General features: G+C 68.2%; 8 protein-coding genes. 5 read left to right on the top strand and 3 right to left on the bottom strand.

The window, feature by feature from the left end; translation table 11 throughout:
* Positions 1-819, bottom strand: an 819-nt coding sequence (locus ACFO0C_RS15340) for a CHAT domain-containing protein (RefSeq protein WP_378067278.1), incomplete at its 3' end; no start/stop codon positions are given.
* A gap of 127 nt (positions 820-946) precedes the next feature.
* Between ACFO0C_RS15340 and ACFO0C_RS15335 the strand changes: the two genes are divergently transcribed.
* The 4 genes from ACFO0C_RS15335 to ACFO0C_RS15320 all read left to right on the top strand — a co-directional run bounded on the left by ACFO0C_RS15335 (position 947) and on the right by ACFO0C_RS15320 (position 8,250).
* Complete coding sequence (locus ACFO0C_RS15335; protein WP_378067277.1) at positions 947-2,197, top strand: alpha/beta hydrolase; 1,251 nt, start codon at positions 947-949, stop codon at positions 2,195-2,197.
* Positions 2,198-3,464: 1,267 nt separating this feature from the next.
* On the top strand, positions 3,465-3,854 hold the full coding sequence (locus ACFO0C_RS15330) for a CU044_2847 family protein (protein WP_378067276.1): 390 nt from the start codon (positions 3,465-3,467) through the stop codon (positions 3,852-3,854).
* Positions 3,851-6,703 (top strand): CHAT domain-containing protein, encoded by a 2,853-nt coding sequence (locus ACFO0C_RS15325; protein WP_378067275.1) that lies wholly within the window; start codon positions 3,851-3,853, stop codon positions 6,701-6,703. The genes ACFO0C_RS15330 and ACFO0C_RS15325 overlap by 4 nt, the downstream gene beginning before the upstream one ends.
* Positions 6,682-8,250 carry a tetratricopeptide repeat protein gene (locus tag ACFO0C_RS15320; protein WP_378067274.1) on the top strand — a complete coding sequence of 523 codons (1,569 nt, stop codon included), beginning with the start codon at positions 6,682-6,684 and terminating at the stop codon, positions 8,248-8,250. Before ACFO0C_RS15325 ends, ACFO0C_RS15320 begins: the two co-directional genes overlap by 22 nt.
* On the opposite strand, the gene ACFO0C_RS15315 is transcribed toward ACFO0C_RS15320, so the two are convergent.
* Complete coding sequence (locus ACFO0C_RS15315) at positions 8,247-8,384, bottom strand: hypothetical protein (protein WP_378067273.1); 138 nt, start codon at positions 8,382-8,384, stop codon at positions 8,247-8,249. The two genes, ACFO0C_RS15320 and ACFO0C_RS15315, sit on opposite strands and share 4 nt — an antisense overlap.
* An 8-nt stretch (positions 8,385-8,392) precedes the next feature.
* Complete coding sequence (locus ACFO0C_RS15310; RefSeq protein ID WP_378067272.1) at positions 8,393-9,529, bottom strand: PucR family transcriptional regulator; 1,137 nt, start codon at positions 9,527-9,529, stop codon at positions 8,393-8,395.
* 108 nt (positions 9,530-9,637) lie between these two features.
* Between ACFO0C_RS15310 and ACFO0C_RS15305 the strand changes: the two genes are divergently transcribed.
* Entirely contained in the window at positions 9,638-11,860 is a 2,223-nt protein-coding gene (locus tag ACFO0C_RS15305) for an aminotransferase class III-fold pyridoxal phosphate-dependent enzyme (RefSeq protein WP_378067271.1), read from the top strand.
* The last annotated feature ends 2 nt before the right edge of the window (positions 11,861-11,862 follow it).

The raw sequence follows: 11,862 nt of genomic DNA, 5'->3' as shown, positions 1-11,862 counted from the left end.
GGGCGGCAGGTGCCCGCTCGCGTCCGCGGACGCCGCGGTCAGGCACGCCGACACGAACACCAGCCGCGGGGCCTTCGTCATCACCTCGATGAGGTCGGCGGCCGTCGTCGGCAGTTCGCCGCCGATCTCGTCCTCCATCATCAGCGCCGGCACGCGCTGGCCGTCGGCCCGCGCCTGCCACCGGTTCACTCCATGGCAGGACAGGTGCACGACCGGCATCCCGTCCAGGTCCGCGAGGCGGCGACCCAGCTGTACGGGGTTGCCGGTGTCCTCGACGACAAGGTCGACCCGGGTCTCGTCGACGGCGGCCAGGATCGCGGCCTCCTCGGCCTCGAAGTCCAGCTCGCGCTGCTGCCGGGGCGCCGAGGCCATGAACACCAGCCCGAGCCGGTGCCCGTCCGGTGACGGCACGACGCCGGGCACGCCCAGCCGCCGGACCACGCAGAACCGTGACACCGCGTCGGCGGCCAGGAATCCCCCGTCCGGGCGGGCCAGCAACTCCCACGGCGCCCGCAGCACCGCCCACGCCGCCTCGTTCGGGGACCTCGGTCCGCGTACCTCGAAGGTCATCAGTCCGGAGGATCGCTCCAGCAGTGCCGTCAGCTGGCCCTGGTCGCCCTCCAGCCACGACCACAGGTCACGGCCGAGTGTCACGAAGACGTCGTCGGTCGCGTCCGCGTAGACCGCCCGCACGTATCGGGTGCCGATGCCGGCCAGCAGGGCCTGGTCCTGGGCGCTGACCCGGCGGCGGGATCCGATCCGGTCCGGGCCGGCCACGATCTCGAAGCTCGAGCCGTCGAGAACCAGACCAGTGACCAACGCGGCCTCCTCGGCCTCAGAGCTGTCTTCTCCCGACCGTACAACCTGGAGAGAACCCCGAGATGTCCGCAAGCTACAACCGAAAGGTCTGATCGGGTTGAATGGTCGGGTCGGCAAGGAGGTTCGGGTGGAGTCGTATGACGAGGTCGCGGCGCTGGTGGACGCCGTAGCGCTGGTGTGGCCGCGCCTGTCGCGGGTTGACGAGTCGTTCGAGCAGTCCGTGCTGCTCCACCTCCGGCGGGTGGAGACGGCACGTGCCGCGGGTGGCACCGGTGACCCGGAGGCCGGCGAGTTGCTGTCCGCTTTCGCGGCTCAGCCGGAAGCCAGGGCCGCGCTGATGCAGGTGTTCGACACCACGATCAAACGCGACGGGTCGGTGCCGGGCATTCCCGGCGCGGTGAAGCACAGCCGGTTTCTCGAGATCCCGGTTCTGTACGGGACGAACCGTGCTCCGGCCAAACCCGGAAAGGCCGACCCGTTCACCGGTACGCGCGGGGCGCCGAGCTTCGGCGTGGCGCGGGTGAGCGTCCCCGACGATCACCGCATGGGTGCTCTGGAGAAGCCCCGGTGGTGGAAGCTCCAGTTCCGGGCCGACCCCGAAAAACACGTCGCGCTCCTCGGCACCGCGCCGCTGGACCAGGCCGCCTTCACCCAGCGGGCCTCCACCGCGATCACCTCCGCCGCCACCCCGGAGGCGCTGATCTTCGTGCACGGCTACAACGTCACCTTCACCGACGCCGCCCGGCGGGCCGCACAGATCGCCTACGACCTGCAGTTCGACGGGATTCCCATGCTGTACAGCTGGCCGTCGGAGGGCGAGACGCTGAGCTATCCCGCCGACGCCGACAACAGTCTGTGGACGCGCCCGTACTTCGCTGATTTCCTCCGGCTGACGCTGGGCGGAATCGGTGCCCAGCGGGTTCACCTGCTGGCGCACAGCATGGGCAACCGGGTCGTGACGCAGGGGCTCGCCGACCTCACTCCGGCCGAATCCCAGGGTCTGGGCCAGGTCGTCTTCGCCGCCCCCGATGTCGACGCGGGCGTGTTCACCCAGCTGGCCGCCCAGTTCCTGAGACGGGCCCACCGCTACACCCTGTACGCCTCGTCCAGCGACCGGGCTCTCCAGATGTCCCAGACACTCGCGCACTATCCACGGGCGGGACAATCGGGTCCGGACATCGTCGTGATCGACGGTCTCGACACGATCGACGCCAGCCAGCTCGACACCGGCTTCATGAGCCACTCCTACTTCGGCGACCGCGCGTCGGTCCTGTCCGACCTGTTCTCGCTGATCCGTAACGACCTCGAACCCGGAAAACGATTCGGTCTCACCCCCCACACCAGCGGCTATTGGACCTTCCTGCCCACGGCACACTGACGGCACTTGAATTCCGCCATCTCGCGGAGTCCTTGCGCCCTGGATGACGCCAGCGACGTAGGGATCTTGGCCACTTTGCCACCGTTTTCGGTGGTGAAAGGCTCAAAAAGGCCTCCGGGCGGAGATCTTGACCGCTTTGCCACCGCTCGACTTTCGCGCTTCTGTGAATCCACTGCCGTATCGGCGCCGAGAGCCGAATCGGCCCGCGGGCGATCGCGGCCATCGGCAGAAGCCATGCCGGCCGGCGTCGGCAGGCGCGTGGGTCAGCGCACACGATCGCCGTTCGTGTGCACCGGTAGTCGCCATAGCGAGGATGGGCGACCCCGATCAGCGGATTGGGTGCGTTCATCGTCCCTATGGCGCAATGCCGCGCAGTTAAGGGATTCCGGGGATCGGCAACACCGACTCGAGGGAGCGATATCAACACGAACCGGACGCATGGGCCGAAGGGCCGTCCTGCTTCGCCGGACTGAACGACATCTCCCCGCATCTCAAGGACGTGGCATGCCTGCTTATGTGGTGACCGTCGACGTCAGCCGGGTCAACCTTGGCCGATCTTGACCGGCTTACCACCGGAACCGGTGGAAAAATGGTCAAGATCCGGCAGGGCGACCCGGTGAAGGCCGACCGTCACCGCACTGAGCGGCGATCGACTGCCATCCGGACCCACTACTCCGGGCGTCCACTGACCGGCCCACGGATCCCGCCGACGGCCCGCAGCGAGATCGAGCAACTCGAGCCTGCCCGAGAAGCCCGTTTCGGCAGGGTATCGATCACCCGGATGGCCGTTGCCGACACGCGGAACCTCTTAAGTGCGCGGCATTGCGTGATAGCAACGGTGAGATCACACGTAAGCGGTTCGTGTGCTCTCACCGTCGTTCGGCCGTCCAGGCAGGCTGACCTCAGCCACCGGTTGCCGGTGCGGCCGGAATCCACTGCATCGCCGGCGCGGGCCTGGCCTGGCCTCCGAAAGCTACCTACCAGCGAGAACTCGGCCCAGAAGCGCGAAAGTCAAGGCCACCTCATGATTCTCGCCAACCCGACGCCATCGGGCGTCGACCCAGATGGCGCCGGAACGGTCGACTCGTGGGGCCGGCCGCGATCATGCAGGATTCGCCGGAATTGGTTGTCGGATGCCTGACAATTTCAAATGCCCGTGGGCAGCGGTTCCGGCGGGTTCTATTTTTGACCTCTGCCGAACCTGTCAATTGATCATTAATTGGCACTTCGGCCGGGTGGGATCATTGTTCTCGGCGAAGGAGTCTGGGTGGCGCAGACGATTCCGGTGCGGGTGGGCGCAGTCGAGGTGCTGGTCGAGGTCGTGCCGGTGGCCGGCTCGCAGCAGACGTCCACGGGCGGGCGCGCCGCCGATCGAGCGCTGGACGCATTCGAGCGGGCGCAGGCGGCGGTCGAGGAGATCGCGGTGTCGACGGCGCGGATGGTCGGCCGGGTGACGCGCCGGGTCGGCAGCCCGGAGTCGGTGGAGGTCGAGTTCGGACTGAAGGTGTCGGCCAAGGGCGACGTGATCGTGGCCGGCGCCTCCGGCGAGGCATCACTCAAGATAAAGATCATTTACGGTACGGGTGGCGAGCGGCAGCTTCGAGGACCAGCCGAGGCGGACCCCGACGAAGCAGACGCCGAGGAGCCGGAGTCATGACCGTGCGGTTGTCGGGATACGAGTTCCTCGGCTGGGTCGCCGCTGACGGCTCGTCGCCGGTCGGCACCTGCTTCCAGGTCGAGCCCGGGGTGCTGGTCACGGCCCATCACGTGCTCGTGGACATCGATGCGGCGGCGGTCGGTTCGGTGGTCCGGGTCGGACCCGTCGGCGGCGACGCCGGGTGGGACGCGACGGTCGAGCGCGTCGACGAGGTGCACGACCTGGCGGTTCTGATCGCCGGGCGGCCGCTCCCCCGGTCTGTGGCACAGGTCGTGGTCTCCGACGCGGTGCGGGACAACGAGTCGGTGACGACGGCCGGGTGTCCGACGGTCGAGGACGACGAGCACGAGTACGAGCTGCTGACAGCGGGCGGCCACTGGCGCGGACCGGCGCTGCGCGACGGCGTGTTGTGGTCCCGCCTTCAGGCGGACGCGGTCATGCCGGGGATGAGCGGCGCGCCGGTTCTGCGCGCTTCCGACCGGGCGGTGGTGGGCGTGGTCTCCGGCCGCTACAACTCGCAGGACGGCTGGCTGGCCGGCGCGGTCTGGGTGTCCCGCATCGAAGACCTGTCCGCGCTGCTCGACGGTGTGGCGTCGATCGCCGTCGAGGAGGTGGCGTCGGCGAGCGGGCTGCTGGAGCTGGTCCTGACGGTGTCACCGACGGAGGTGCGCCTGTCCGGGTGCGGGCAGGATGTGACGGCCCCACATCGCGGTGTGTCATCAGGTCTGGCCAACGCCCTCCACGATGTACGCCGCGAACGCGCCCGTCCCCACACCGCGGTCCGTGACCTCAAAACCACGCCCCAGACCCCGGGCGTGGTGTCGCTCCGGAATGCCGGTGAGTTGCTGGCCGAGTCCTTCATGCCGCTTCCGGTCGCCGAGGTGCTGGCTCGGGTGATTCACCGGGCGAAACGGGCGCATCTCCCGGTGCGGGTGGGCGTGGAGGCGCCGGACTGGTGGTGGCTGCCGTGGGAGGCACTGCCGGAACCGGTGACCGGCCGACCGCTGGTCCTGCACGATCTGGTGTCGGTCTACCGCAAAGTGGAAACGACAGGCTCCCTGCCGGCCGCCGCTCCAGGTCCGCTGCGGATCGTGGTGGCGATCGCCTCCCCCGAGTCCGGCAAGGGAGCACTGCTGGACTACGAGCGGGAGCTGAGCAGTGTCCTGGACGCGGTGCACCGGGCGCACCGCAGCCAGGCGGTGGTGCGGATCGTGCCGTTCGCCACGACGGCGGCGATCCGTGCGGCGCTGGACGAGGACACGACGCACGTACTGCATCTGTCGGCGCACGGCGCGCCGGGCATCCTGCACCTGGAGGACGAGCAGGGCGGTAGCCGTGAAGTGGACCCGGAGACCCTGATCGCGGAGGCGATCCCGGAGGGCAGGATGCCGCGGGTGATCTCACTCGCGGCCTGCTACACCGACGCCGACGGTGAGGACGGTGCGGGGTCGTTCGCGGCCAGGCTGGCCCAGCGGGGTACGGGTGCGGTGATCGCGACGCAGACCTCGGTCACCGATGTCTATGCGACCCGGTTGTTCGCCGCGGTGTACGCCGAGCTGGCGGGTTCGGCGGCGCCGGATGTGGTCCTGGCGGTTGCGCGCGCCCGGCGGCACGTGCAGCGCGAGCTGGCCACGGGTTCGGATCCGCTGGCCCAGGCGATCGCGGGGATGGACGAGTGGAGTGTGGTCAGTGTGCTGGCCGCAACCCCGGCCGTGACAGTCGCCGACGGCACCGCGACCGTCAAGCCCCGAGTAGAGGCCGTGCCCGATCTCGGTGGCCTGCTGGCCCGTCCGGTCGGGCAGTTCGTCGGCCGCCGGCACGTGCAGCGGACCCTGCCTCTCCTGCTCAACGGCAACAGTGGCACGTCGGTGCTCCTGCACGGTATCGGCGGGATCGGGAAGACGACCCTGGCCGCCGAGGTGGTTCGCCGCGTGCTCGACACGTCACCGGGCTGGCATCTGGTCACCCTGACCGGTGTCGTCGCCGTGGACGGTCTGCTGAACGCGGTCGCCGGTGCGGCTCGCCGCGACCTCATGTTACGGGGGCAGCTCAGCGGCGAGCCGATGACCGCGGTGCAGATGGCCGTCCGGGTGGACCTGCCCTGGACCGACCGGTTCGCTCTGCTTCGCGATCAGGTCCTGACCGGCGCGAAGGTCCTGGTCGTGCTGGACAATTTCGAGGACAACCTGGTCGCGGACAGCGCCACCGAGTCCGGCTGGTCGATCGCGGACCCCGGTCTGGCGGAGTTGCTCGCCACCTGGCTGACAGGGCCCGGCCGCAGCCGGCTGCTGATCACCAGCCGCTACCGGTTCGAGCTGCCCGGCCTGGCCGGCAAACGGGTGCATGCCTGCCAGGTGCCTCCGCTGAGCCTGGCCGAGACCCGCAAGCTGCTGTGGTCGCTGCCGCGCCTGGACCGTCACGCTGCCGATGCCGGGGCGCGCCAGCGGATCTGGCAGACCGTCGGTGGCCATCCCCGGGCCTTGGAGTACCTCGACGCCCTCCTGCCCGCCAACGGCGGTGACCCTGCCGGGCAGGGTCGTTTCGCCGACATCACCCAGCGTCTGCACGATGCCGTCGAGACGCGACTCGGCTCCACCGGCACTGCCGAGTGGCTGGCTCAGGAACGCACGCTGGACGCGGCACTGGCCGACACGGTCACGCTGGCCGCCGACGACGTGCTGCTCACCGAGCACCTGGCCCGTCTCGACAGCATCGAGGGCGCAGTCCGTCTGCTGGCCGGGATCAGCGTCTACCGCGAACCGGTCGACATCAACGGGCTCCTGTTCCAGATCGGCGACGCGACCCGGATGCCGCACGCCCGGGTGGCATGGCCGAGGCGGCCCCGCTGATCATTGATCTGTTGTCGCGGTACGAGCGAGATCTGAACAGCCCGGATGAGGCGCTCGCCGAGGACAGCCCGCTGACTCCGGCTGACCGCGGACAACTCGTCCAACTGCTCGAACAGGCACGCCGACCACCTCATCCTCCTCTGACCGCAGCATCCGAAATGGCCGACCTGGTCCGGCAGTTGGCCACGACCAGTCTGATCACCACCCTCGATGACGGCCGGATGGTGATGCATCGCTGGACCGCCACCGAACTACATCGCCACTGGACCTCACCGCACGGCCGACATCATCGCCCCGGGCTGGTAACCGCCGCCCACCACGCTGCCGCGGCATTCTGGCAGTGGCGCTTCGAAACCTGGCCGCAAAGCGCGATTGACGACCTGCACGATCTCGAGGAAGCCCGTCACCACCGGCTGGCCATCGACGATCTGGAAACGGCCGGCACCATAACCGAGCACATTTGCAGCCAACTCGACCAGTGGGGCGCCTGGGACCGGGAAACCAGCCTGATCCACGACACGCTGCGCTGGCTCCCAGAGGACTCATCCCGCCGCCCGGCTTGGTATCAACAGCTCGGCATTATCGCCCACAACCGGGGCGACTACACCGAGGCCGAACGCCGCTACCAACAAGCCCTCACCATCTTCGAGGAACTCGGCAACCAGGCCGGCACGGCCAACAGCTACCACCAACTCGGCATAGTCGCCCAGAACCGAGGCGACTACACCGAGGCCGAACGCCGCTACCAGCAAGCCCTCACCATCTTCGAGGAACTCGGCGACCAGACCGGCACGGCCGGCAGCTACCACCAACTCGGCATAATCGCCCACAACCGGGGCGACTACACCGAAGCCGAACGCCGCTACCAGCAAGCCCTAACCATCGAAGAGGAACTCGGCAACCAGGCCGGCATGGCCAACAGCTACGGTCAGCTCGGCAATTTTGCCGAAGACCGGGGCGACTACACCGAGGCCGAACGCCGCTACCAGCAAGCCCTCACCATCTTCGAGGAACTCGGCATCCAGACCGGCATGGCCAGCAGCTACCACCAGCTCGGCATAATCGCCCAAAAGCGAGGCGACTACACCGAAGCCGAACGCCGCTACCAGCAAGCCCTCACCATCGACGAGGAACTCGGCAACCAGGCCGGCACGGCTAGCAGCTACCACCAACTCGGCATAATCGCCCAGACCCGGGGCGACTACACCGAAGCCGAACGCCGCTACCAGCAGGCACTCACCATCGAAGAGGAACTCGGAAACCGGGCTGGTATGGCCATCTCAATCAGTCAGATCGGAACCCTCCGTACTGAAACCAATAACCTCGCCGAGGCGGTGACCTTCCACTGCCGGGCCCTCGCCATAAGTCTCGGAATCGGCGTTCCCCAAGCCGGTTTTAACATCGCGCGGCTCCGTGACCTCCGCGCGAAGCTCGACGGAGTCATATTCTCCGACGCAGCCACCGCCGTCCTTGATGAGGAATTGTTTCAGGACCTGAATGCTCTACTAGATCAAGCAGAAGGACCGGAACAAGAAGACAACACTTAACCGTTCGCCAGCACGGGAACCTGAGAAGTGCGGTTGGGCACCACCGTCTTCGGCGTATCGGTTCGGGGAACAAGAAGGAACCGCGCCTCGAACGTCGGCTCGACGATGGTCGTTTTCGGTTCGGGGGCATCCATGACGTCCATTATCGATGGGCCAGGACCAGCTGGAGTTCGAAGCGGATCCGCGGGTCGTCGAGGTCGTCGCCCAGCAGTTCGCGCAATCTGTTCAGGCGGTAACTGACCGTCTGGGGATGCACGAACAACTCGGACGCGACGGCCGTACGCGATCCCCAATGCCGTAACCAACTGGAAAGGGTGAGCAGAAAGGCTTCGCGCTGGCTGTCTCGGAGCCCGGCCAGAGGCGCCAGCCGATGGGCCGTGAGGACCGCGAGCGCCCCGGGTTCGCCGCGCAACGCCAGCGCCGCGAAATGCTCGTCGACGAAGGCCGGCGCCGCCCCGGGCGTGACGAGTTCGGCGGTGCGCTCGGCGAGGCGGACAGCTTGCGGCACCTCGGTCCACGCCAGCGCCGGCCCGACGACCGCCGCCCGCCCGTGCAGCGCCTCGGCGAGCGCCGCCCGTTCGGTGCGCGGCCCGGCCCGCAACAGCAGCACAGCGTCACGCCCCCGCTCGGCGACGACCCCGTCGGCCCCGAACCGGAACCGGGCGTCCCGTGCCTGATCAGCAGGCAGCAACACCGGCACGACCACGTCGACACCGGGCCAGCCGATCCCGGCGGCAGCGTCCCGCACCACATCCGGCGGACTGCCGCCGGCGAGCAGCAGATCGGCCAGCTGGCGCCGCCGCCGATCGCCTTCCCCGGCCTGCTCGCGCAACTGGCGGGCGAGGCCGTCGGTGCTGGCGGTGGCCAGTTCGTCGATGAACGCGTTGGTGGCGTCGGACAGGTCGATGACCTCGGCGACGCTGACCTCCCGCTGTTCGGCGAGCGCCTGCGTGGCGGTCCGCAGCAGCAGCCGGGAGGCGATCCGCAGCGACGCGAGCAGGGCTTCCGGCCCGCGGTTCTCGCGCGCCTCGGCCGCGCCGAGCGCCACGAACACCTCGCGGATCCGCGGCGGCAGCGCGGGCTCGTCGGTTCCGGCGAGATCCAGGAAACGATCAAGAGCGACCTGCACCGCGGTACGCACGTCGCGCGAGAACTTCTCCCCGCCGGCTTCACTGCCCGCCTCGACCGCGGCGGCGATCTCGGCGACGGCCGCGGGCAGACGGGGCCGCATGGCGACGGCGAGGTCGGCCGGCACGTGGAGCCAAGGCGTATTTGTCACGCCGTGATAAGTCACCCGGTAATTCTTACTGGTTCACCGACGATGCTTCGATCGGGAAGCCGGACGACGATGGTTCGGGTAGGACCCCCGCGACCTGAGGATCAGCCCGTGAAACATCGCCTTTCCCGCCAGCACGTCGTCGACATGTGCCGGACGATGCTCGACCGCGGTTATCTGAAGGCGACCGAGGGCAACGTCTCGGTCCGCATCCCTGGTCACGAGCTGTACGCGGTGACGCCGAGCAACTACGACTACGACAAGATGCGGGTCGAGGACATCTGCATCGTCGACTTCAACGGCAAGCACGTCCCGGACCCGGACGGCGCCGGTGGTCTGGTCCCGTCGATCGAGTGCGGGATGCACGCCAACGTCTACCGGGAGCGGCCGGACGTCAACGCGATCGTGCACACCCATCAGCCGTACGCGAGTGCGCTGGCGTTCCTGCGCAAGCCGATCCCGGCGCTGACCGACGAGCAGGTCCGCTTCCTCGGCAAAGAGGTCGCGATCATCGACTACGCCCCGTCGGGCACCGGTTTCCTGGCCAAGAATGTGCAGAAGAAGGTGGCCAGCGGCGACAACGCGTTCATCATCGCCAACCACGGTGTGGTGGCGCTGGGCACCGACCCGGACCGTGCGGTGTTCAACATGGCGCTGCTGGAGAAGGTGTCGATCGCCTATCTGATGGCGCTGGCGTCGGAGGCCGGCAAGGTCTACACGATTCCGGCCGCCATCCGTGAGATCGCCTTCGGCAAGTTGAAGAAGGACGAGAAGCGGATCGCGGCGCAGATCACCGAGGCTGTCGAGCCGGTGCGGGTGCCGGTGGACGAGGAACCGCCGACCAGCGCGACGGTCGAGGCCCCGGCGGAGACGGCGAGCTCGGCGGACCTCGGTTACTCGATCACCGAGTATCTCGACGTCGACGACACCATGCGCCGTCTCAAGGCCCTGGTCGCCCAGCCCCTGCGCGGTCTGCGGCACGACGCGCTGCTGGACACGCTGAACTACTTCGAGACCAAGTGCACGGCTTCCAAGGAGATCACCGACCGGGCCAAGAAGCGCATCCCGGGCGGGGTGCAGCACAACCTGGCGTTCAACTACCCGTTCCCGCTGGCGATCGACAAGGCCGAGGGGGCGTACCTGACCGACCGGGACGGCAACGTCTACATCGACTTCCTGCAGGCCGGCGGGCCGACGATCCTGGGCAGCAACTATGCGCCGGTGAACGAGGCCGTGGCCGAGGTGATCAAGGCGTCCGGGCCGGTGACCGGTCTGTTCCACGAGTACGAGTTGAAGCTCGCCGAGATCATCAACCAGTACATGCCGCACATCGAGATGTACCGGTCGCTGGGCTCCGGGACCGAGGCCGTGATGGCGGCGGTGCGTGCGGCACGCGCCGGGACCGGCAAGAAGATGGTGATCAAGGTCGGTGGCGCGTACCACGGCTGGTCGGACACCGTCGTCTACGGCTTGCGTGTGCCGGGGTCGTTCCGGATGAACGCCAAGGGGATCCCGTTCGGCGCCACCGGCCGTACCCGTGAAGCCTTCCCTCATGATCTGGGAACGTTGAAGCGGAAGCTGATCGAGAACCGGATGCGCGGAGGCACCGCCGCCGTGATCGTCGAGCCGCTCGGTCCGGAGTCGGGCACCCGCCCGGTGCCGAAGGACTTCAACGCGAACGTGCGCAAGCTGTGCGACGAGTTCGGCGCGATGCTGATCTTCGACGAGGTGGTGACCGGGTTCCGGACCGGTCTGGGTGGCGCGGCCGGCTACTTCGGGGTGACGCCCGACCTGACGGTGTTCGGCAAGGCGGTCTCCGGCGGCTACCCGATGGCCGGTGGTGTCGGCGGCAGCGCCAAGGCGATGGCGGTGTTCGGTTCCGGCCTCGACGGCAAGAACGGCTCGCACATCCAGGTCGGCGGGACCCTGTCGGCGAACCCGCTGTCGTGCGCGGCCGGCTACTTCGCGATCAAGGAGATGGCCCGCACCAACGCGCCGGTGATCGCCGGGAAGGCCGGTGACCGGCTGACCCGCGGCCTGCAGAAGCTGATCGACAAGTACGGCCTGCCGTACGTCGCCTACAACCAGGGTTCGATCGTGCACCTGGAGTCCAGTGGTGTGCTGATGCTCGACATGCGCAACCCGGTCAAGCTGTTCAAGGAGAACAAGGGCCGCAAGAAGCTGATGGAGCAGATGGGTGCCGCGTACGCCGCCCACGGCGTGATCACGCTCGCCGGGTCGCGGATGTACACGTCGATGGCCGACACCGACGAGGTCATCGACGACGCGCTGTCCCGTTTCGACCAGGTCTTCGCCCAGGTCGAAGGGGTCTGACG

It is taken from the genome of Actinoplanes subglobosus, from assembly GCF_042650585.1.
Lineage (GTDB): Bacteria > Actinomycetota > Actinomycetes > Mycobacteriales > Micromonosporaceae > Actinoplanes > Actinoplanes subglobosus.
This window is presented reverse-complemented; position numbering and strand designations above follow the sequence as displayed.

Bases quoted from the DNA above. Each gene is read 5' to 3' on its own strand.
- ACFO0C_RS15325 (WP_378067275.1), top strand. From the start codon at position 3,851: ATGACCGTGCGGTTGTCGGGATACGAGTTCCTCGGCTGGGTCGCCGCT.
- ACFO0C_RS15320 (WP_378067274.1), top strand. From the start codon at position 6,682: ATGGCCGAGGCGGCCCCGCTGATCATTGATCTGTTGTCGCGGTACGAG.
- ACFO0C_RS15315 (WP_378067273.1), bottom strand. From the start codon at position 8,384: ATGGATGCCCCCGAACCGAAAACGACCATCGTCGAGCCGACGTTCGAG.